The organism is Pseudomonas marginalis, from assembly GCF_001645105.1.
GTDB lineage: Bacteria > Pseudomonadota > Gammaproteobacteria > Pseudomonadales > Pseudomonadaceae > Aquipseudomonas > Aquipseudomonas petroselini.
Genome location: NZ_LKEG01000021.1, coordinates 44,020 through 66,375 on the forward strand (window position 1 = coordinate 44,020; position 22,356 = coordinate 66,375).

Annotated in this window: 18 protein-coding genes, 4 tRNA genes and 1 pseudogene; 10 read left to right on the forward strand and 13 right to left on the reverse strand. The window is 59.9% G+C overall.

The genetic code is table 11. The features are described from left to right. Positions 1–350: 350 nt before the first annotated feature. From rdgC to sugE, 3 genes are all read left to right on the forward strand, one after another. On the forward strand, positions 351–1,271 hold the full coding sequence (gene rdgC, locus AO064_RS02385) for a recombination-associated protein RdgC (RefSeq protein WP_064052276.1): 921 nt from the start codon (positions 351–353) through the stop codon (positions 1,269–1,271). A 154-nt stretch (positions 1,272–1,425) separates the two neighbouring features. Further along, a complete protein-coding gene (locus AO064_RS02390; RefSeq protein WP_012723140.1) occupies positions 1,426–2,391 on the forward strand; it encodes a bile acid:sodium symporter family protein in 966 nt (321 codons plus the stop codon). A gap of 106 nt (positions 2,392–2,497) precedes the next feature. After that, positions 2,498–2,812 (forward strand): quaternary ammonium compound efflux SMR transporter SugE, encoded by a 315-nt coding sequence (sugE, locus tag AO064_RS02395; protein ID WP_010211634.1) that lies wholly within the window; start codon positions 2,498–2,500, stop codon positions 2,810–2,812. A 110-nt stretch (positions 2,813–2,922) separates the two neighbouring features. Here sugE and AO064_RS02400 read toward each other — a convergent pair whose 3' ends face one another. The 4 genes from AO064_RS02400 to AO064_RS02415 form a co-directional block, all read right to left on the reverse strand. After that, entirely contained in the window at positions 2,923–4,791 is a 1,869-nt protein-coding gene (locus tag AO064_RS02400) for an MFS transporter (protein ID WP_064052277.1), read from the reverse strand. Positions 4,792–4,858: 67 nt separating this feature from the next. After that, entirely contained in the window at positions 4,859–6,007 is a 1,149-nt protein-coding gene (locus tag AO064_RS02405; protein WP_064052278.1) for a TDT family transporter, read from the reverse strand. Between the two features lie 107 nt (positions 6,008–6,114). Next, entirely contained in the window at positions 6,115–6,426 is a 312-nt protein-coding gene (locus tag AO064_RS02410) for a cupin domain-containing protein (RefSeq protein ID WP_012723137.1), read from the reverse strand. Positions 6,427–6,471: 45 nt separating this feature from the next. Beyond that, positions 6,472–7,665: an MFS transporter gene (locus AO064_RS02415; protein ID WP_043205041.1), complete on the reverse strand. Its 1,194-nt coding sequence runs from the start codon at positions 7,663–7,665 to the stop codon at positions 6,472–6,474. 91 nt (positions 7,666–7,756) lie between these two features. On the opposite strand from AO064_RS02415, the gene AO064_RS02420 reads away from it, so the two are divergent. Further along, on the forward strand, positions 7,757–8,296 hold the full coding sequence (locus tag AO064_RS02420) for a TetR/AcrR family transcriptional regulator (RefSeq protein ID WP_064052279.1): 540 nt from the start codon (positions 7,757–7,759) through the stop codon (positions 8,294–8,296). A 131-nt stretch (positions 8,297–8,427) separates the two neighbouring features. On the opposite strand, the gene AO064_RS02425 is transcribed toward AO064_RS02420, so the two are convergent. The 4 genes from AO064_RS02425 to AO064_RS02440 form a co-directional block, all read right to left on the reverse strand. Further along, entirely contained in the window at positions 8,428–9,207 is a 780-nt protein-coding gene (locus AO064_RS02425) for an ABC transporter permease (protein ID WP_012723134.1), read from the reverse strand. After that, complete coding sequence (locus AO064_RS02430; RefSeq protein ID WP_014717781.1) at positions 9,204–10,136, reverse strand: ABC transporter ATP-binding protein; 933 nt, start codon at positions 10,134–10,136, stop codon at positions 9,204–9,206. Before AO064_RS02430 ends, AO064_RS02425 begins: the two co-directional genes overlap by 4 nt. Positions 10,137–10,271: 135 nt before the next feature. Beyond that, positions 10,272–10,889, reverse strand: a complete 618-nt coding sequence (locus AO064_RS02435) for a glutathione S-transferase (RefSeq protein ID WP_064052286.1) — start codon at positions 10,887–10,889, stop codon at positions 10,272–10,274. Positions 10,890–10,946: 57 nt separating this feature from the next. Continuing rightward, positions 10,947–11,606: a transglutaminase-like domain-containing protein gene (locus AO064_RS02440; protein ID WP_012723131.1), complete on the reverse strand. Its 660-nt coding sequence runs from the start codon at positions 11,604–11,606 to the stop codon at positions 10,947–10,949. Between the two features lie 191 nt (positions 11,607–11,797). Here AO064_RS02440 and AO064_RS02445 point away from each other — a divergent pair, with 191 nt between their 5' ends. Both AO064_RS02445 and AO064_RS02450 read left to right on the forward strand, forming a co-directional pair. Beyond that, positions 11,798–14,245 (forward strand): acyl-CoA dehydrogenase, encoded by a 2,448-nt coding sequence (locus AO064_RS02445; protein ID WP_064052280.1) that lies wholly within the window; start codon positions 11,798–11,800, stop codon positions 14,243–14,245. 75 nt (positions 14,246–14,320) lie between these two features. Further along, complete coding sequence (locus AO064_RS02450; protein ID WP_010211653.1) at positions 14,321–14,728, forward strand: PA2817 family protein; 408 nt, start codon at positions 14,321–14,323, stop codon at positions 14,726–14,728. 106 nt (positions 14,729–14,834) lie between these two features. On the opposite strand, the gene AO064_RS02455 is transcribed toward AO064_RS02450, so the two are convergent. Continuing rightward, on the reverse strand, positions 14,835–15,818 hold the full coding sequence (locus AO064_RS02455) for a LysR family transcriptional regulator (protein ID WP_064052281.1): 984 nt from the start codon (positions 15,816–15,818) through the stop codon (positions 14,835–14,837). Between the two features lie 89 nt (positions 15,819–15,907). Here AO064_RS02455 and AO064_RS02460 point away from each other — a divergent pair, with 89 nt between their 5' ends. The 3 genes and pseudogenes from AO064_RS02460 (at position 15,908) to AO064_RS02470 (ending at position 20,540) form a co-directional block, all read left to right on the forward strand. After that, a complete protein-coding gene (locus AO064_RS02460) occupies positions 15,908–16,534 on the forward strand; it encodes an alanyl-tRNA editing protein (RefSeq protein WP_064052282.1) in 627 nt (208 codons plus the stop codon). Between the two features lie 315 nt (positions 16,535–16,849). Next, entirely contained in the window at positions 16,850–18,589 is a 1,740-nt protein-coding gene (locus AO064_RS02465; RefSeq protein ID WP_064052283.1) for a dipeptidase, read from the forward strand. A 213-nt stretch (positions 18,590–18,802) separates the two neighbouring features. Then, positions 18,803–20,540 (forward strand): annotated as a pseudogene (locus AO064_RS02470) (dipeptidase). Positions 20,541–20,641: 101 nt separating this feature from the next. Here the strand turns inward: AO064_RS02470 and AO064_RS02475 are convergent. The 4 genes from AO064_RS02475 to AO064_RS02490 all read right to left on the reverse strand — a co-directional run bounded on the left by AO064_RS02475 (position 20,642) and on the right by AO064_RS02490 (position 21,056). Further along, positions 20,642–20,717 (reverse strand) — tRNA-Gly (locus tag AO064_RS02475). 3 nt (positions 20,718–20,720) lie between these two features. Beyond that, positions 20,721–20,796: transfer RNA gene (locus AO064_RS02480), tRNA-Glu, on the reverse strand. Positions 20,797–20,900: 104 nt separating this feature from the next. Then, positions 20,901–20,976: transfer RNA gene (locus AO064_RS02485), tRNA-Gly, on the reverse strand. A gap of 4 nt (positions 20,977–20,980) precedes the next feature. Next, positions 20,981–21,056 (reverse strand) — tRNA-Glu (locus tag AO064_RS02490). A gap of 359 nt (positions 21,057–21,415) precedes the next feature. Between AO064_RS02490 and AO064_RS02495 the strand changes: the two genes are divergently transcribed. Continuing rightward, positions 21,416–22,186: a hypothetical protein gene (locus tag AO064_RS02495; protein ID WP_012723124.1), complete on the forward strand. Its 771-nt coding sequence runs from the start codon at positions 21,416–21,418 to the stop codon at positions 22,184–22,186. The last annotated feature ends 170 nt before the right edge of the window (positions 22,187–22,356 follow it).

A 22,356-nucleotide genomic window follows, 5' to 3' on the forward strand; every position in this document is an offset into this window, starting at 1 on the left:
GCGCATCATACACCAAAAAATCGTAATGTCTTGATTTAAATGTACTTTATTTAAAAAAAGTTTACCGCGCGATTTTTTCCATATCCCGGACAGCAAAAAGCCCGCTCATTGAGCGGGCTTTCTGTGGTGACCTGGCGTTCAGCGTTCCAGGTAACCGAATATGGCGCAGCGGACGGGACTCGAACCCGCGACCCCCGGCGTGACANCGCGCATTCTACGGAGCGACCCAGGGTCTGGCAAGCACTTTCTTAAATCTTTTTTTTGATAGCTTCCAATGGCTTAGGCAGGGTTGGCCTGGGGCGTGATCAAGAGAATAATGCCCCCCTTTGTATAAAGGAGAGACTCACCCCATGTGGTTCAAGAACCTGCTTATCTATCGCCTGACCCAAGATCTGCCTGTTGATGCCGAGGCGTTGGAAGCGGCCATGGCCACCAAACTGGCGCGCCCTTGTGCAAGCCAAGAGTTGACCACTTACGGTTTCGTCGCACCTTTTGGTAAAGGTGAAGACGCTCCCCTGGTTCACGTCAGCGGTGACTTCCTGCTGATCGCCGCGCGCAAGGAAGAACGCATCCTGCCGGGCAGCGTGGTGCGTGACGCACTCAAAGAGAAAGTCGAAGAGATCGAGGCCGAGCAAATGCGTAAGGTCTATAAGAAGGAACGCGACCAGATCAAGGATGAAATCGTCCAGGCCTTCCTGCCGCGCGCCTTTATCCGTCGTTCGTCGACCTTCGCCGCCATCGCGCCGAAACAAGGCCTGATCCTGGTCAACTCCGCCAGCCCGAAACGCGCCGAAGACCTGCTGTCGACCCTGCGTGAAGTGATCGGCACCCTGCCGGTTCGCCCACTGACGGTGAAAACCGCGCCGACAGCGATCATGACCGACTGGGTCACCACCCAGAAACCGGCCGATGACTTCTTCGTCCTCGACGAATGCGAACTGCGCGACACCCACGAAGACGGCGGCATCGTGCGTTGCAAGCGCCAGGACCTGACCAGCGAAGAAATCCAGCTGCACCTGACCACCGGCAAAGTCGTGACCCAACTGTCCCTGGCCTGGCAGGACAAGCTGTCCTTCATGCTCGACGACAAGATGACCGTCAAGCGTCTGAAGTTCGAAGACCTGCTGCAAGACCAGGCGGAACAGGACGGCGGTGAAGAAGCCCTGGGCCAACTGGACGCGAGCTTTACCCTGATGATGCTGACGTTCGGCGACTTCCTGCCGGCGTTGGTTGAAGCACTGGGCGGTGAAGAGACGCCGCAGGGCATCTAAACCATGTGAAAATCAAAATGTGGGAGGGGGCTTGCTCCCGATTGCGGTGAATCAGCCATGAATAGGCTGACTGACACACCGCAATCGGGAGCAAGCCCCCTCCCCCATTTGATCGCATTGGCCACTCAAAAATCGAACAATAAAGGACACCCCCATGCGTGCACTCGCCGCCTTGAGCCGCTTCGTCGGCAACACCTTCGCCTACTGGGTGTTGATTTTCGCCGTCGTCGCCTTCCTCGAACCCGGTTGGTTCATCGGCCTCAAAAGCGCCATCGTCCCGTTGCTGGGCCTGGTGATGTTCGGCATGGGGCTGACCCTCAAACTCGATGACTTCGCCGAAGTCGCCCGCCATCCATGGCGCGTGGCGCTGGGCGTGGTCGCACATTTTGTGATCATGCCGGGCGTGGCCTGGTTGCTGTGCCAGGCCTTTCACCTGCCGCCGGAAATTGCCGTCGGTGTGATCCTGGTCGGTTGCTGCCCAAGCGGCACCTCGTCCAACGTGATGACCTGGCTGGCCCGGGGCGACCTGGCGCTGTCAGTGGCCATCGCCGCCGTCACCACCCTCCTCGCCCCGTTGCTCACCCCGGCGTTGATCTGGCTGCTGGCCTCGGCCTGGCTGCCGGTGTCGTTCATGGAGTTGTTCTGGTCGATCCTGCAAGTGGTGCTGCTGCCGATCGTGCTCGGCGTACTGGCACAACGCGTGCTCGGTGATCGGGTTCGCCACGCGGTAGACGTGCTGCCACTGGTGTCGGTGGTGAGCATCGTGATCATCGTCGCGGCGGTAGTCGCCGCCAGCCAGGCGAAGATCGCCGAGTCGGGCCTGTTGATCATGGCCGTGGTGATGCTGCACAACAGCTTCGGTTACCTGCTGGGTTACTTCACCGGCCGCGTGTTCAAGCTGCCGTTGGCGCAGCGTAAGTCGCTGGCACTGGAAGTGGGCATGCAGAACTCCGGGTTGGGCGCCGCGCTGGCCAGCGCGCACTTTTCACCGCTGGCGGCGGTGCCGAGTGCGTTGTTCAGCGTCTGGCACAATATTTCCGGGGCGTTGCTGTCGACTTACTTCCGTCGCATGAGCGAAAAGGAAGACCGTCGGGCCCTGGAGAACACGCCGCAAACTTGATCAGCCGAGCACTTTTCGGCACTCTACCGGGCTTCGCGGGGACGACCCCGCGACGCTCTCAAGCGCCTAATCCGGGGACGACCCCACCTAATATTAGGAGGTCATCATGTCCTGGATCATTCTGTTTTTTGCCGGTCTGTTTGAAGTCGGCTGGGCCGTCGGCCTGAAGTACACCGACGGTTTCAGCAAGCCGCTGCCCACCGCCCTGACGATTGCCGCCATGGCCGTCAGCCTCGGCCTGCTCGGGCTGGCCATGAAGGAACTGCCACTCGGCACCGCCTATGCCATCTGGACCGGCGTGGGCGCGGTAGGCACCGTGATTGCCGGGATTATCCTGTTTGGCGAGTCTATGGCGTTGTTTCGGCTGGCCAGTGTGGCGTTGATCATTTGTGGGCTGATTGGGCTCAAGATCAGCACCTGAGCCACTCTTGCCATCGGGGGCAAGCCCCCTCCCACCTTTTGAATGTATTCACAGATCAAAATGTGGGAGGTGGCTTGCCCCCGATGAGGCCGGTATAGCCAAAACCAACACTACCTGACACTCCCCCGCAACCCACCGACCAACTCCTGCAACCTGGCAGGTGTCGGCCCATCCACCGGCTCACCCGCCACCAACACCACCCGCGACCAGATGCGATGGAAGAAGCCCTTCTTCGGATCGCGGCTGAAGAAACTTCCCCACAACCCCTGCAACGCCATCGGAATGACCGGCACCGCCGTCTCTTCCAGAATCCGCGTTACGCCACCGCGAAACTCGTTCATCTCGCCATCGGCGGTCAATTTGCCCTCCGGGAAGATGCACACCAACTCCCCTTCCTTCAGATACTGCGCGATACGCGTGAAGGCTTTTTCGTAGATCTGGATGTCTTCGTTGCGCCCCGCAATCGGAATCGCCCCAGCGGTGCGGAAGATGAAGTTAAGCACCGGCAAACGATAGATCTTGTAGTACGTCACAAAGCGAATCGGCCGACGCACCGCGCCGCCAATCAGCAATGCATCGACAAACGACACATGGTTGCACACCAGCAACGCCGCGCCTTCGTCCGGGATCGCCTGCAGGTTGCGATGCTCCACGCGGTACATGGAGTGGCTGAGCAGCCAGATCATGAAACGCATGGTGAACTCGGGGACGATCTTGAAGATGTAGGTGTTGACCGCGATGTTGAGCAGCGACACCACCAGGAACAATTCCGGGATCGACAGCTTGGCCACGCTCAGCAACAGGATCGACACGATGGCCGAGACCACCATGAACAGCGCATTGAGAATGTTGTTGGCGGCGATCACGCGCGCACGTTCGTTCTCGGCGGTACGCGACTGGATCAGCGCATACAACGGCACGATATAGAAACCGCCGAACACACCGAGGCCGAGGATATCGAACAACACCCACCAGGCCTGACCATAGCTGAGCACGGCGAGCCAGTCGTTGGCCTGCACGTTCTGCGGGAAACCGCCGGAGTGCCACCACAGCAACAGACCGAACACGGTCAGGCCGAATGAACCGAACGGTACCAGGCCGATTTCGACCTTACGGCCGGAGAGTTTTTCGCAGAGCATCGAACCCAGCGCGATACCCACCGAGAACACGGTAAGGATCAGCGTCACCACCGTCTCGTCGCCGTACAACCACTCTTTGGCGTACGCCGGGATCTGGGTCAGGTAGATCGCGCCGACAAACCAGAACCACGAGTTGCCGACGATGGAGCGCGAAACGGCGGGCGTCTGCCCCAGGCCCAGGCGCAGGGTGGCCCAGGATTCGCTGAAGATATTCCAGTTCAGGCGCAGTTGCGGGGTCGACGCCGCCGCGCGCGGAATACTGCGACTGGCCAGGTAACCCAACACCGCCACGCCGACAATCGCCACGGACACCACCGGTGCGTAATGAGTGGACGACATCATGATCCCGGCGCCGATGGTGCCGGCCAGGATCGCCAGGAACGTGCCCATTTCCACCAGGCCGTTGCCACCGACCAGCTCATCGTCGTGCAACGCCTGGGGCATGATCGAGTACTTCACCGGGCCGAACAGTGCCGAGTGCGTGCCCATGGCAAACAGCGCCAGCAGCATCAGTTCCAGGTGGTTGGTCAGGAAGCCCGTCGCGCCGACGGCCATGATCACAATCTCGCCGATCTTGATCGCGCGGATCAACGCATCCTTGTTGAATTTCTCGCCAAACTGCCCGGCCAGGGCCGAGAACAGGAAGAACGGCAGGATGAACAGTAACGCACAGAGGTTGACCCAGATCGAGCGTTCACCGTCGAGGGTGAGCTTGTAGAGAATGGCGAGGATCAGTGATTGCTTGAAGATGTTGTCGTTGAAAGCCCCCAGCAACTGGGTGATGAAGAACGGCAGGAAACGCCGTGTGCGCAGCAAAGTGAATTGCGAGGGGTGGCTCATCGTCCGTGTTCCTGCGTGGCCTATTTTTTTGTAAAAGCATTCAGGCCACGACTTTACCTAATCCTGCTTACTTATTCGCTAGTCCCGCAATGCACGGTGAAACAAAAAGCTCACCTTTATAGGCGCCCTGCACGGTGCGCTTGGCGACGATCAGCCACATCAGCGTCAACGCCACCACCAGCACGCTGCCGAACACACTGAAAAACGCCAGGTGCAACAGGCTCGCCAGTTTGAGCGTGGCCAGGGCATACACCCCGAGTGGGAAGGTAAACCCCCACCAGCCGAGGTTGAACGGGATACCGGCGCGCAGGTAACGCAGGGTGATCAATACCGCGATCAGCATCCACCACAGGCCAAAGCCCCACAGCGTAATGCCCGCCACCAGCCCGAGGCCGTTGGCTATTTCACCGACACCCGGCAGGCCATTGGCCGCGAAGATCGCCGGCCCATCGCCCCCCAGCAGTAACATGCCCAGCGCCCCCGTGCCGATGGGACCCAGCGCCAACCAGCTCGACGCGGCCATATTGGCGTGAGGCAGTTTATGCAAGGCCATGCGCAGCATCAGGATGGTCAGGATGCTGAACGCCACCGGCAGGGAAAACGCCCACAGCACGTAGCTGGTCACCAGCATCACCAGCTGCGAATGCGCGTCCGCCAAGTGCGGTGCCAGCAGCCCACCGCTGGCGGCGGCGACTTCGGCGGCGACCACGGGCAGCAGCCAGACGGCGGTCATCTGGTCGATGCTGTGTTCCTGGCGGGTGAACATCATGAACGGGATGAGCACGCCGCAGGCCACGGCCATGGCCACGTCCAACCACCACAGCGCCTCGGCCAGCGGTATCACGTCGGCGCCCCAGCGCGGCAGGCCGAATAACAGCAAGCCGTTGAGGATCGTCGCGAGCCCCATGGGGATAGTGCCGAAGAACATCGACACGGTGGAGTGCCCGAAAATCCGCCGCGCCTCGTGGAAAAACATCACCCAACGGGCTGCGTACAACCCGCTGAACAGCACAAACAGGCCGAGGGTGAAAAACCACAGCGCTTCGGCGATGGCGTGCACGCCTGGCAGAGGGGCCGGCAGCTGCGCCAGGGCCAGCGCCAGCACGCCGGTGCCCATGGTGGCGGCAAACCAGTTCGGTGTGAACTGGCGGATCACTTCCCGTGGACGGGTGAGGTGACTGAAAGGCTTATAGCTGAGGGTATTCGAGCAGGTCATGATGGCAATCCTCTTCCTCGCATGAGGTTGAGACCATGGTAGAACCGTATCGAATATCTATATAACGGGTAATATCTCTATCTGTTATCTACTTTGCCAATATAGCGTCAAACACTGCCTTCGCATTCGATCACCAGAATGCGCGCCTGCCCTTGGGGATGGGCCACATGCTCGGTGCCGACACTGGCATAGAAGATGTCTCCGACTTCTAACTCCGCCACCCGTTCGAAGCCATTGTCGCGGTAATGCATGTGCACCCGGCCATCCAGCACCACGAACACTTCTTCGCCGTCATTGATATGCCAGCGATAGGGCTGGTCGGTCCAGTGCAGGCGCGTGGTGATGCCATTCATAGTGGCGATGTCCAGCGCTTCCCAGGCACGGCTGCCGGTGAAGTCCTTGCTGCGGATGATCTTCATGCTTGAATCTCGATCAGGACAATACGGGGCACCGATTATTACCCATCAGCCGCCTGTCGTCGCCCTGACCCGCGCCGAATCCTGCAGCAGCAATGCGATCAACGCACCGAGGGACAACAGGATCAGGACTGCACCGTAGCCGTCGGTGGTCGCGATCAGGCCAAAGCTGCGAATCAGGTTCCCCGCCAACAATGAGGGCAGGCAGAACGCCAGGTAGCTCAGCACATAGAACGCCGACATCAAGCCCGCCCGCTCATGGGGTAACGCCAGCGGCACCACACTGCGCAAGGCGCCGAGGAAACCCGCGCCAAAGCCACTGCCGGCGATCAGGGTGGCGATGAAGAACAATGGCAGGCTGGCGCTGTGCACCGCCGTGAGGATCAGCGTTACACCGATGGCCAGCAACCCGGCGCCGAGCCGTAATACCTTATCGGCCGGGCGATTGCGCAGGGTAAAAATCATCAGCGCGCCGCTCAGGGTCAACACTGCCACCAGGCCGCCACCGATCAGGTTGGAGGTCGACCCGGTGGCCGCCCGCACCAGCGACGGCGCAAGGGACAGGTAGAACCCGCCCATCGCCCACACCGCCACATCCACCGGCAACGACAGCCACAACGCCCGGCGCGCCTGGGGCGGTACGTGCAAGGTCGGACGCAGCGACGCCAGAGCACCGGGGATACGGCCCACGGTTTCCGGCAGGCGCCATACATAGAGGGCCTGCAACAGCATCAAGGCCAGCAACGTCCAATAGATCAACTGGGTCGGCAATGGCGCGAACTCCACCAACAAACTGCTGCCCATCGCCCCGCACGCCATACCCAAAAGCGGTGCCACGCTGTTGACCAGCGGGCCTTGCTGGCGATCAGTGTCGAGCAGTGCCGCGCCCAACACGGCGGTGGCCATGCCGGTGGCAAACCCTTGCAAGGTCCGCGCGGCAATCAGCCAGGCCACGCTGTCTTCGTGGATAAACAGCAGCATCGCCAGCATATCCAGGACCAGTGCGGCAAAAATCACCGGCTTGCGCCCCAGGTGATCCGACAATGAACCGACGGTCAAGAGCGCCGCCAGCAGGCTCAAGGCGTAGACACCGAAAATCAGCGTGAGCATGCCCGCCGAAAAATGCAGGCCTTCCTGATACAGGTGGTACAACGGCGTCGGCGCGCTGGAAGCGGCCAGGAAGGTCAGCAAGGTGATCGCGAGGAACACCAGGCTGGAACGATGGGAAACAGGACTGGACATGCGCACGCTCCGCTAAAGCTAATATTTTGCTTTTGCAGAGTGTGCTACCCGTCAGCGCTTAAAGCAAATTCTTTGTGTTAAGGTCACAAACATGGCGATAAAAGAAGGCCTTCGCCCGGGGGGCCGCAGTGCCCGGGTACAAGAATCCGTCCATTCGGCGGTGCGTGAACTGCTGGAAACCCATGAGCGTTCCAGCGTCACCGTGCCGATGATTGCCGCGCGCGCAGGCGTCACGCCGTCGACCATCTACCGACGCTGGGGCGACCTCTCCGTGCTGCTCGCGGACGTGGCCCTGGCACGCATGCGACCCGACAGCGAGCCGGCCAACACCGGCAGCCTGCGCGGTGATTTGCAGGCCTGGGCCGAGCAATACCTGGATGAAATGAGTTCGGAGCCGGGGCGCAACATGATGCGCGACCTGCAGTGCATGATCACGCCGGGGTACTGCGTGAGCATCTTGAGTGGGCAGTTGCAGGCGATTGTCGATCGCTATCCGGACCCGGCGCCACCGAGCGTGGACCATTTGATCAACCTGATCGCAGCACCCACAGTGTTTCGCATTCTGTTCTCGACCGAGCCGCTGACGGTGGAAGCGCTGCATGGGCTGATCGAACTGGCACTCAATTCCTGACGTTACGCCAATACACATGTGGGAGGGGGCTCGCTCCCGATAGCAGTGGATCAGTCAGTGCATGAGTGACTGACAGATCGCTATCGGGGGCAAGCCCCCTCCCACATTTTTGACCGCGTACATCCGTTGAGTCAGGTACGCATCCCGCGCCCGCTCACCAGCAGCTTCGCACAGCCGATGTACAGCACCACGGTCGCCACCAACATGAACGTGATCGCCACGCTGATCTTGATGTCCGACACGCCCAGGATGCCGTAGCGGAAGGCGTTGACCATGTGCAACACCGGGTTGGCCAGCGACACGGTCTGCCAGAACGGTGGCAGCAGGGTGATGGAGTAGAACACCCCGCCCAGGTAGGTCAACGGCGTCAGCACGAACGTCGGGATGATCGAAATATCATCGAAGTTGCGTGCAAACACGGCGTTGATGAAGCCCAGCAACGAGAAGATCGTCGCCGTCAGCACCACCACCAGAATGGTGACCCCGAGGTGATGCACCTGCAGGTGCGTGAAGAACAGCGACAGCAGGGTCACGATCACGCCGACCATCAAACCACGCAGCACGCCACCCAAGGTGTACCCGATCAGGATGGTGTGAGGCGAGACCGGCGACACCATCAGTTCTTCGATGGAGCGCTGGAACTTGCTGCCGAAGAAGCTGGAGACCACGTTGCCGTAGGAGTTGGTGATCACCGACATCATGATCAGGCCCGGCACGATGTACTCCATGTAGGTGAAGCCACCCATGTCGCCGATCTGCCGGCCGATCAGGTTACCGAAGATCACGAAGTACAAGACCATGGTGATCGCGGGCGGCAGCAGGGTCTGCGGCCAGATCCGGGTAAAGCGTTTCACTTCGCGGTAAACGATGGTTTGCAGCGCGACGAGGTTGGGTTGCAGTTCGGAACTCATACCGCCACCTTCGCCAGATTTTTCTCCACCAGGGACACGAACAACTCCTCAAGGCGATTGGTTTTATTACGCAAGCTCAGCACTTCGATGTTCTGGGTCGCCAACTGCGTGAACAACGCGGTGATGCCCATGGCTTTGTCCACCTGCACTTCCAGGGTGTGGCTGTCGACAAGACGGCTCGGGTAGCCGAGCAATTGCGGCGCCACCGACAGGTTGTTCTTCAGGTCGAGCAAAAAGGTTTCCACATGCAACTGGCCCAGCAGGTTACGCATGCTGGTGTTCTCGACGATGGTGCCGTGGTCGATGATGCCGATGTTGCGGCACAGCTGCTCAGCCTCTTCCAGGTAATGGGTGGTGAGGATGATGGTGATGCCCTTCTCGTTCAACTCGGTGAGGAAGGTCCACATCGAACGGCGCAGCTCGATGTCCACGCCGGCGGTGGGCTCATCGAGGATCAACAGGCGCGGCTCGTGCACCAGTGCGCGGGCGATCATCAGGCGGCGTTTCATGCCGCCGGACAACGAACGCGAAGGCACATCGCGCTTGTCCCACAGGCCCAACTGGGTCAGGTACTGCTCGGCGCGTTCCTTGGCGACTTTCGCCGGGATGCCGTAGTAGCCCGCCTGGGTCACAACAATATCGAAGGTCTTTTCAAACTGGTTGAAGTTGAATTCCTGGGGCACCACGCCGATCGAACGCTTGAGCGCCGCCGGGGATTTGTCCAGGTCATGGCCGAAGATATTCACCGTGCCGCTGGTCTTGTTGACCAGCGTGGAGAGGATACCGATGGTGGTGGACTTGCCGGCGCCGTTAGGGCCGAGCAAGGCGAAGAAGTCACCTTCGGCAACGTCCAGATCGATACCACTCAGGGCCTGGAAACCGTTGCCGTAGGTTTTGGTTAGCTGCCGGATGGACAGAGCGGAACTCATATCGGATTACGCACCAAAAGAAGGGAATAGAAAGAGTAGATGAGGGCGCAGCCCAGGTAGTTCAACGGCGGCGCATGACGGGCATGGTGCTTGCCCGCGCCGCACAAGTACAGTCACCCGTATTAATAGTGGGTATTAAGTCAACGCAGTCATCACCGCTTTGCGGTAGGCCGGCCGTTGTTGCAGGCGCTGGTACCAGGCCTCTAGATGGGGCATTGCAGGCCGTTCGATAGGCATTTCAAACCAGGCGTAGATGAAGCTGCCCAAGGGGATATCGCCCATGCCGATCTCTTCACCCGACAGATACGGCTGTGTGGCAAGTGCCTGGTCAACCGTCTTGAGCACATCGATACAGGCCTGGCGACCGGCGTGGATGCTGTCCCAGTTCTGTTTTTCCGCGGGGGTGCGCAGCACGCCCCAGAACACGGTCTTGAACGGTTCAGCGAAGGTCGAGGTGGTCCAGTCCATCCACTTTTCCGCGCTGGCGCGGGCCTTCAGGTCACCGTGATACCAGCTCGAAGCCTGCTTGGCGCAGAGGTAGCGCACGATGGTGTTGGACTCCCACAGCACAAAGTCGCCGTCCTCGATCATGGGCACCCGACCGTTGGGGTTCAACGCCCGGTAATGCGGCGTGTCGACCACACCAAAAGCCCCGCCCGCATCAATTGCTTCATAGTCCAGGCCGAGTTCCTCGGCGCACCACAGTGCTTTCCTGACGTTTGATGAATTTTTACGACCCCAGATTTTCAGCATGACCGCGCCTTTATTGTTGATGAACATGGCTGGATGAACGCAGCAGCATACGCCGGTTCACGCGCGGCTTAAATCGCTCTGCAGATCACCCAGCAGGGTCGGCATGTCCTCGGCAAACAGGTGCGGGTAACACTGCCGGATATGGGCGAAGAAAAACGCCTCGGGCACGTCAGGAAATTGCCCGTGGTCGATGACGTATTCCATCGAACGCTGGCCCTGGCGGTTGAACGCGTGGAAGACACTGTCGTTGATCCCGTCGAACGCCAGCGGCGGTACATCGAACACATCGCACAGTTGCTGGTTGAACGCGGGCGTGGCCTTGACCCAACGATCATGCAGGTACAGTTCGGTGTAGCCGTGCATGGCGAACACATCACTCTTGAGCAAGGCGAGCAGGCGCGGCGTCGATAAATGATTGCGCACGTCCGCCAGGCCGATGCGCGCCGGGATACCGCAGTGGCGGGCGCATGCGGCAAGCAAGGTGGCCTTGGGCACACAATAGCTTTCGCCGGTGGCCAGGGCGAAGCTGGCGTTCAAGGTGTCGGGATCACGGCTGAAGGTGTAGGGGTTGTAGCGAATCGCCTCACGCACGGCATAGTAAAGGCTGACTGCCTGGTCACTTGCAGCCGCGCGGGTTCCGCGATGTTTTTCGGCGAACTCCACCACCGCAGGGTGGTCACTATCGATGAAGCGGCTGGGACTCAGGTACGTATCCATGAGCGTGATCTCCGGGGGAAGCCTGGAGTTTAACGACAGGTCTGCCACAGAGATAACGACGATTCGGCCAAATGTCGGCGCCTGCTGCCAGGTGCTCCCAGTACAACTTGTAACACCCTGATCACCCCGCTTGCTCGGATGCCGACTAAGCTCCCTGGTGGTTTCGCCCCTGGTTTCACGGAGGATTGAATATGCTGTTGTTGTGGATACTGGTTCTGGTGGTCGGCATTGCCTACCTCGCGCACCGCCGCGTCGCCCCCCTGCCCGCCCTGGGCGTGGTGGCTGTCTATCTGCTGGCGATGGGTGCCTGGAGCCACGCACCGGGTTGGCTGCTGCTGATCTTCTGGGTGTTGATTGCCGTTGTCGCCGCGCCGCTGCTGCTCCCCGACCTGCGCCGCCAATACTTCACCAAGCCGCTGTTCAGTTGGTTCCAGAAAGTCCTGCCACCGATGTCCGAGACCGAGCGCGACGCCATCGACGCCGGCACCGTGTGGTGGGACGGCGAGCTGTTCAGTGGTCGCCCCGATTGGGACAAGTTGCTGGCCTACCCCAAGGTCCAACTGACCGAAGAAGAACAGGCGTTTATCGACGGCCCGACCGAAGAACTCTGTGCCATGGTCAGCGACTGGGAAATCGGCCAGGCCATGGACCTGCCGCCCGCAGCCTGGGAACACATCAAGACTCACGGTTTCTTCGCCCTGATCATTCCCAAGGAATATGGCGGCAAGGGCTTCTCCGCCTATGCCCACTCCCAGGTCGCGATGAAGCTCGCCACCCGCAGCGGCGACCTGGCCTCGACCGTGATGGTGCCCAACTCCCTCGGCCCGGCCGAGCTGCTGCTGCACTACGGCACCGACGAACAGCGTAACCATTACCTGCCGCGCCTGGCCCGTGGCGATGACATCCCCTGCTTTGCCCTCACCGGCCCGCTGGCCGGCTCCGATGCCGGCGCCATGCCCGACACCGGCGTGATCTGCAAAGGTGAATGGGAAGGCAAGGAAACCCTCGGCCTGCGCCTGAACTGGGAAAAACGCTACATCACCCTCGGCCCGGTCGCGACCCTGCTGGGCCTGGCCTTCAAGGCCCATGACCCGGACCACCTGCTGGGCGAAGAGGAAGACCTGGGCATCAGCCTGGCGCTGATCCCGACCGACACCCCGGGTGTAGAAATCGGCCGTCGCCACCTGCCCCTGGGCGCCGCGTTCATGAACGGTCCCAATTCCGGCAAGGATGTGTTCATTCCCCTGGAATTCCTGATCGGCGGCCAGGAAATGCTCGGCAAGGGCTGGATGATGCTGATGAACTGCCTCTCCGTGGGCCGTTCGATTTCCCTGCCTGCGGTTGGCACCGGCGCGGCCAAGTTCACCAGCCTGGTGACCGGCCAATACGCCCAGGTGCGCGAGCAATTCAATGTGCCTCTGTCGGCCTTCGAGGGTATCCAGGAAGCGCTTGCGCGTATTGGCGGCAACGCCTGGCTGATGGACAGTGCGCGCATGCTCACTGCCAATGCCGTGGACCTGGGGGAAAAACCCTCGGTGCTGTCTGCGATCCTCAAGTACCACCTGACCGAGCGCGGTCGCGAGTGCATCAGCCACGCCATGGACGTGCACGGCGGCAAGGGCATCATCATGGGCCCGAACAACTACCTGGGTCGCAGCTGGCAAGGCGCGCCGATCTTCATCACCGTTGAAGGCGCGAATATCCTCTCGCGCAACCTGATGATCTTCGGCCAGGGCGCGATCCGTTGCCATCCGTTCGTGCTCAAGGAAATGGCCCTGGCCGGTCGCGAAGACCATGATCAGGCGCTGAAGGAATTCGATGGCCTGTTGATGCAACACATCGGCTTCGCCGTGAGCAACGCCGCCAGCACCTTGGTGCTGAACCTCGGCGTGGGTCATTTCGAGAAGGCGCCGGGCAACCGTTTGAGCCAGGGTTATTTCCGCGCACTCAACCGTCAGGCTGCCGCGTTTGCGCTGCTGGCCGACTTGAGCATGATGCTGCTGGGTGGCGAGTTGAAGCGCCGCGAACGCCTGTCGGCACGCTTGGGTGATGTGCTGAGCCATATGTACCTGGCCTCGGCGGCACTCAAGCGTTATCACGACCTAAATTCACCGGACCACCTGGAACCGCTGTTCGCCTGGGCCATGGAAGAAAGCCTCGGCGAATCGGAACGTGCCCTGGATGAACTGCTCAGCAACTTCCCGAACAAGGTACTGGGCTGCCTGCTGCGGGTCATCGTGTTCCCGTTCGGGCGTCGCCATACCGGGCCGTCCGATGCGCTGGATGCCGAAGTGGCGGCGGTGATCGGCCGCGCCAAAGGCGATCCGACCCTGGAAGAGTTGCTGGCCGGCTGCTACCGCCCGCAGTCCGTGGAGGACCCGGTGGGCGCCCTGCAACATGCCTACGACCTGCTCGGCGCCAGCCATCCGCTGCAGAAGAAACTGCACAGCGCGCTCAAAAGCGGCCAGGTCAAACCGACGGCCGGGGAACACGCCATCGATGCGGCCCTGCACGCCGGCGTGCTGCAACCCGCCGAAGCGCAAACCCTGCGTGACGCTGAAGCAGCGCGGCGCAAGGTGATCGACGTGGATGATTTCAGCAAGGAAGAGCTGACCCAGGCTGAGGGTAAAGTCCGCTGATACAGGCGGTCATATAAATACGGGCGCGAGAGGCATATACTCTCGCGCCCGTTTTTGCTTTAGAGGACTTATCTCGTGTCCAACGTCGTTGCCGATCATCTCGTCTTGCTCGACCATTTGCGCAGCATCCTGGTTGCCGTCGGCGAAGCCGAACAGGTGCCCGAGGAAAGCCATTCGCTGTTCCTGGAGCGTTTCGACGAATTGCGCGCCCTGCTGCCGATCGACCCGATCGAAAGCCAGTACCTGGGCCAGGACCTGATGAGCCAGGTCATCCTGCGCTACCCGCAAATTGCCCACCTGGTGCCGCGCGACCTGCTGTGGTTCTTTGGCGGTGACTGCCTGCACTTCATGCCCGATGAAGAACTGGACCTGTACCAGGCCCTGGAAGAGCGTCGCTTCGAAGCCGAACAGAACGACGAACCGTTCGACTGGAACCAGGAAAAACAGCTGCTGGCCATGCCGGACGACCAGAGCAAGCACTGATCAGCAGAACATCACGTCGCGGCTATCTGCAGTGAGCGGGCTTGCCCCGCGCTGGGCTGCGTAGCAGCCCCATTGCCAACACCTAGTCAGATCTCAGTTGCCTGTTCTAGGGCCGCTTCGAACCCCGGCGCGGGCCGTGCAACGATTCGACAAGCCCGCTCACCCCACGCAGTGTCGGTTCGCGCGCCATACACGCCACCAGATAATCGATAAACACCCGCAACTTCGGCGGCAAATACCGCGTGGGTGAATGCAGCAACCACGCCTCGCCATGGTAAGACGCAATAAAGTCCCACGCCGGCAACACCTGCACCAACCGCCCCTCCTCCAATGCATGCCGCGCCGTAAAGTACGGCAAGCTGCCAATCCCCACATGCTGCAACACCGCATCCAGCCGCACACCGGTGTGGTTCGCCGCATACCGCCCGCGCACTGAGACCGTCACAGCCTTGCCGGCCTGGCGAAATTTCCAGCGGGAATCCCCCGGCGTTTCTCCCAGATAGATGCAACTGTGCTCCAGCAAATCATGGGGGTGGCTCGGCGTACCGTGCTCCGCCAAATACTGCGGCGTCGCACACAACAGATGCTCGATGGGCAACAACTGCCGACCGACCAAACCCGGCGGCGGGCTGTCAGTGATGCGGATGCTGAGGTCGACATTGTCATCAATCATGTCCACCTGCCGATCCTCCAGAATCAGCTGCACGTCCACCTTGGGATAACGCCGCAGGAACTCCGGCATATGCGGGTGCACCACGAATCGCCCCACCGCCTTGGGCACGCTGACCCGCACCAGCCCTTCGGCTTCAGGGTTGAACTGGCCGCTGATCTCCATCACCGAACGCGCGGCGTTGACCATCTCCTGGCAACGCTTGAACACCTCTTCCCCGCCCTCGCTCAGGCGCAACTTGCGCGTGGTGCGCTGCAGCAACCGTGTCGCCAGGGCCTTCTCCAGGCGCGAGATACTGCGACTCACCGATGAAGGCGACGCGCCCATCTGCCGAGCGGCCTCGGAGAAGCTGCCGGCTTCCACCACGTTGACGAAAATCGCCATTTCGCCCAACAGCGACAACGGTAGATTGATGCTCATGGTGCACAGGTCCATTGATAGTTGAGTGGATTATCACCGATGTACGCACTATTTATACTGCCCGCAGAACCCTGATGCGGATGTAGATCATGACCGAGCGCCTGTTTTTCACCCACGACCACCTGACTGCCGAGCTGGAAGTGCTGAGTTGCACACACCATGAGGGCCAGTTTGCGGTCATCCTGCAGTCGACGATTTTTCACCCACAGGGCGGTGGGCAACCTTTCGATACTGGTTGGCTCGGTGAGAGTTCAGTGCTGCGCGTGACCCAGGAAGCCGATCGCGTGGTGCACTACGTCGACCGCCCGCTGGAGCTTGGCCCAATCACAGCCCGGGTCGATGAACAACGCCGTGCGTTGCACAGCCGATTGCATTCTGCCGGGCATTTGATCGGCAACGTGGGCGAAACCTTGGGCTGGATGCCGATCAAAGCCCATCACTGGCCCGGCGAAGGCAAGATCACCTTCATCCGTGGCGAAGCCGCGCAGGCGATGGAGGCCGAGACGATCCAGCAGCAGGTCAACCAATGGATCGCCGCAGACTACCCGCGCCACATGAACCTGGAAGACGGCACCCGCCAAGTGGGCTTCGGCGAACTCCCCGCGTACGCCTGCGGCGGAACTCATGTGCAAACATTGGGCGAGCTGGGCCGCGTCAGCATCCTCGCGATGTCGGAGAAAAAGGGTGCGCTGTCGGTGCGCTACGAGATCGACTGAGACGACACCTTATCTGTGTGTGATGAGCGAGCCCTCCCAGGGAAAGGCTGATGCGCTGCCAGGCGTGTGCCTCCCTTGTCGTCGGTAACTTCCGAGCCACAGCCCGATGGAACATTCAAGCAGACCTTGTATCGGGTGCCACAGTAAGCGGTAAAAACGCCGTTCGTAATGAACGGCGTTTTCGCATGAAAAGTAGGATATTTCCTTCATTCAGATCTCCCACCCCTTTCCTTCAGAGTGGTAGTGTGTGGAAATATTTCTGATAGTTCGATCAGAAACACCCTACTCACCACCTGCAAAGGAATGCCTCCAGCAATGCACTTTCCACTCAAGCAACTGGCCGCGGCCACCCTGTTCGCGGCGAGCCTCTCAGCCATCACCAGCCCCGCTTTCGCCAACATCACCGCAGAGCAAAGCACGGCAATCATCAAGCGTTTCAACGAAACGTCCGTCACCGACTTTCGGGGTTTCCTCGGTACCCTGGCCAAGGGCGATCTGGGCAAAACCAGCGATGTGGGCCCAGCGATCAGTGCCTTCCTTGATAACAAATCCTTGAGCGCCGACCAGCAGAACGAAATCAATCGCCTGCTGGGCATCTACACCCGAGTGAAATACGGCAAGGCCGCCACTGAGACGCTGCGCGAGCTGGTGGAAATCCCGACCTTTAACGTGGACGGTCTACCACAGTACAAAAACCCGGAATTCATCAAGATCGCCAGCAAGATTCAGGACTTGGCCAAGGCCTTTAACCTGAACTTCCGCAATATCGATAACCGCGTGTACGAAATCTCCCTGGAAGGCAGCGGCGACGAAGTCGTCGGCATCCACGCCCACGCCGATGTGGTGCCAGTGACACCGGAGAATTGGGTGCTGAAGGACGGCACCCAACTCGACCCGTTCAAAGTCACGCTGATCGGCGACCGCATGTACGGCCGGGGCACCGAGGATGACAAGAACGGCATCGTGGTGGCCATGTATGCCATGAAGGTGATCAAGGAAGAGAAGCTGCCGCTGGCGCGCAACTTCAAGCTGCTGGTGGACACCACCGAGGAAACCTCCGGCGACGCCATTCCCTATTACTTCGAAAAGAACCCGACACCGCAGTACAACCTGGCACTGGACGGCGGCTACCCGGTGGTGATTGCCGAGAAAGGCTACGGCACGGTGATGGCGACGTTCCCGCGGCGCAAGAGTGAAGGCAAAGGCGCGGAAATCATCTCGATGACCGGTGGCATGGCGACCAACCAGATTCCGTCGGCATCCGTTGCCACGTTCGTAAGCGACAAGCCTGCGGAATTGGCCGCCAGCCTGCAAAAGGCCGGGACTGAATATGCCAAAGGCAACGGCGGTGATTTTGAAGTCGCCGCCAAGGTCGACGGCAAGCACGTCAAACTGACGGTCACCGGCGTGTCTGCTCACTCGTCCGAGCCGGAATCCGGAGTCAACCCGGTATCGCGCATGCTGGAACTGATCCACAGCCTCGACGGCAAGATCGCCCTCAAGCACAACCACATCACCGATGCGGCACGGTATGCGTCCGACAACTGGGGGCTGGATTACCTGGGCGGCAAATTGGGCGTGGGCTTTTCCGATGCGTTCATGGGCCCGCTGACCACCTCGCTGACGTTTGTCGGCCTGGATGACAAAGCGTTCAAGCTGGCGGTGAACCTGCGCGTGCCGAAGGGAAAATCCCCGGAAAAGCTCAAGGCCGAGATTGCCGACAAACTGAGCGCCTGGGACAAGAAAACCAAGGTCAAGGTGGACTTCACCTACTCGGTCGCCGAGCCGATGTACCGCAACCCGGAAGGTGAATGGGTCAAAGCCCTATTGGCGGTGGCCAGCGAAAACCTGGGCATGGAACACAAGTTCGGCACTTCGGCCGGTGCGACCTCCGTGCATGAATTGCCCAACGGCGTGCAATTCGGCCTGGCGCGCCCGGAAGTGAAATACACCGGGCACACCGACAACGAGTTCAAGACCGTCGACCAGTTCTTGCTGGACCTGCAGATCGTTACCGAAATGATGGGCCGCATCGGGCAATTGCCGAAGCTCTGAGCCCCCTCGGATCCGCCGTCCTGGCGGGTCCATCGCGTTGGCTGCCTGGCTGCGCACACACAAAAACGCCGCCCGTGACCGAGCGGCGTTTTTGCATGGGTAAGACGCTCGTAGGAAATATCTCATTTTGTTTTGAGCAGCTCTCCTTCTACCTCACGGTGTTAGCTTCGGCAGGCAACCTCAACTGCCTACGAAGATAGGAGTGCCACAACAATGAAGTCATCACTTAAGCACCTGCTCATCGCTGCCCTGCTAGTCCCCCTTGCAGCATTCACCCTGCCCGTACAGGCCAATATTTCCCCGCAACAAAGCCGCGCCATCCTCACGCACTTCAGTGAGACATCGCCCACTGACTTCCGTGAGTTCCTGAGACAGCTGGGCGTGAGTGCCCCCCCCCATGAGCAGCGACCTCGGCGCGGCAATCAGCGGTTTCCTTGACGGCAAGGCACTTTCCACCGCGCAGCAAAACCAGATTCATCGCCTGCTTGGCCTCTATGCCCGATTGAAGTACGGCGACGCCGCCATGGGCACCCTGCGCGAACTGGTGGCCATTCCGACCTTTCGTGTGGAGGGTGTTGCCCAGCACGATAACCCCGAATTCATCAAGATGGGCAACACACTCAAGACGTTGGCAGAATCATTCAACCTCTCCTTTCGCAACATCGACAACCGCGTTTTCGAGGTCTCGCTCAACGGCGCCGGCGATGAAATCGTGGGCATTCACGCGCATGCCGACGTCGTGCCTGCCAACCCGCAAGACTGGGTATTGGAAGACGGCACCCGGCTCGACCCCTTCAAGGTCTCCCAGGTCGGCAACCGCTTGTATGGCCGAGGCACGGAGGACGACAAGAACGGCATCGTGGTGGCGCTCTACGCCATGAAGGTCATCCAGGAGGAGCGGCTACCGCTGGCGAGAAACTTCAAGCTGCTGGTTGATACCACTGAGGAAATCGCCGGCGATGCAATCGCCTACTACTTTGAACGCAACCCGACGCCCCACTACAACGTGGCTCTGGATGGCGGTTATCCGGTGGTCATTGCCGAAAAAGGCTATGGCACTGTCACCGCGAACTTTGCCCGACGTACTGCACAGGGCGACGGCGCCGAAATCATCTCCATGACCGGAGGCCTCGCCGCCAACCAGATCCCGCCGACCTCGGTTGCCATACTGGTGGGGGAAAATCCGATTGACTTGGCAGCCCGCCTGCAAAAGGCGGGTAACGAATATGCGAGGCGCAATGGCGATAATTTCAACATAATCGCCCAAGTCGTCGGCAAGGAAGTCCAACTGACCGTTACCGGCGTGTCTGCGCATTCATCAGAACCCGAATCCGGTGTGAACCCCGTCGCCAGGATGTTGGGCTTCATCCACAGCCTGGACGGGAACATCGCACTCAAGCAAAACCATATTTCCGATGCCGCGCGCTACGCTGCCGACAACTGGGGGCTGGATTATCTGGGAGGCAAACTGGGTATTGGCTTTTCGGATGCATTCATGGGGCCTCTGACTACATCACTGACCTTTATCGGCATGGATGAAAAGACCTTCACGCTGATGGTCAACCTACGCGTACCAAAGGGAAAACGCTTGGACGTGCTGAAAGCCGAGATTGCCGACAAGTTGGGCGCCTGGAGCACGAAGAACGCCATTGCAATGGACTTGGACTACTTAATGACCGAACCGATGCTCCGCGACCCTGAGGGTGAGTGGGTCAAGGCGTTGCTGGACGTCGCCAGCGAAAACCTCGACATGCAGCGAAAATTCGGCGCCTCTGCCGGCTCAACTTCCGTGCATGACCTGCCCAATGGCGTGCAGTTCGGCCTGGCCAGGCTCGACGTTAAGTACACCGGCCACACCAATAAAGAGTTCAAGACCGTCGACCAGTTCTTGCTGGACCTGCAGATCGTTACTGAAATGATGGGGCGTATCGGGCAGTTGCCGAAGCTCTGATAGCCGAATGAGCCCGTCGCGATGGCGGGCTTTTTTCGTCCGGCATAAATCCCACGCAAACAAAAACGCCGATCATCACTGATCGGCGTTTTCGTTGAATATGGAGCGGGAAACGAGACTCGAACTCGCGACCCCGACCTTGGCAAGGTCGTGCTCTACCAACTGAGCTATTCCCGCAAATGGCGTCCCCTAGGGGACTCGAACCCCTGTTACCGCCGTGAAAGGGCGGTGTCCTAGGCCACTAGACGAAGGGGACACACAACTGAAACACATGGTGTGTATTTCAGTGTCCAGAGATTAAATCCGAAGATTATGCCCTGGTTTCACTCAGTACCACCCGAAGGCAATACCGCTTAAATTTGGAGCGGGAAACGAGACTCGAACTCGCGACCCCGACCTTGGCAAGGTCGTGCTCTACCAACTGAGCTATTCCCGCATATTGGCGTCCCCTAGGGGACTCGAACCCCTGTTACCGCCGTGAAAGGGCGGTGTCCTAGGCCACTAGACGAAGGGGACACACGTACAACATTCACTCCCTACCGCGTTTCGCTGTGTGCTTTACGCTGTAAGTGGCGCGCATTCTATGGATGGATTGAAAGGTCGTCAACCCCCAAGGATAAATTTATTTAAATCAATGACTTCGCCCTGCTTTCCGGGCTTATGGGAGGATTGTGCCCGCCCAGGCTTTGGCGCCTATATTCTGGCGTCCGACAAGGCGCTATAGTTCGCTCCGACAAATGATGGCAATGTGCATCCATGTAACGGACGCCTATCTATAGAGAAGCAAACTACCTGGGCAACTGGTCGATCAGCCCTATCCGCCGGATGGCCCAGTCACTACACTCCACTGTAAACCCTATAAAGAGGTCACACCGGTGACACCACTCATGATCACCCTGCTGGTAATAGCCGGGATCGTAATACTGATCGCCATTGGCTATATGAACCACGTGGTGGAAAACAACAAGCTGGAAAAGAAGCGCACCGAGATCGAGCTTAACGATCGCCTGCGCCGTTGCGGTGAAATCACCGAGACCTTCCCCGGCCAGTTGATGTCCCCGGCGCTCAAGTTGTTGCTTACCCGACTGGAACTCAACGTCAACCAGCGCCTGTTGAACCTCAACAAGACCAGCGCCCCCATCAAGGCCCGCATCGCCGAACTCAACACGCTGGTGGCTCAGGGCGAATCGATCCCGGTGAACAACCCACCCGCGCCGATCCAGACCGAAGCCAAGGCCAAGGACGTGCGCTTCCTGCTCGAAGCCCTGCATGGCCAGGTCACCCGCGCCGCACAAGATGGTTTCCTGCCGGCCAACGAAGCCAAGCACTGGATCAAGGAAATCCGCCATATCCTGGTGTTGCTGCATATCGAGTTCTTCAACAACCTCGGCCAGCACGCCCTGCAACAAGGCCAGCCAGGCCAGGCGCGCCTGGCATTCGAACGTGGCGTGCAGTACCTGCGCAAACAGCCTGAACCGGTCATCTACAGCGCACAGCTGCAACAGCTGGAAGGCCAACTGGCCCGCGCCAACTCCACGGTACTGACCAACAGCAAGCCGGCCGAAGACGAAGTCAACGAACTGACCGAAGGCCTCAAAGTGGTCGACGCCGACGCCGAGTGGAAGAAGAAAGTCATCTACGACTGATGCGCCTCTCCTTATACATAGGTATTTACACAACCCTCTAGCAACCAACGCTAACCACGATGCGAAGCGAGCCGCTCTTGATCGTGATCTTGATCTTGATCTTGATCTCGCTTTTGATCTCAGGCGCCCCGTCAAACACGCTGGCCGGAATTCGACAGGGATTTGGGGGG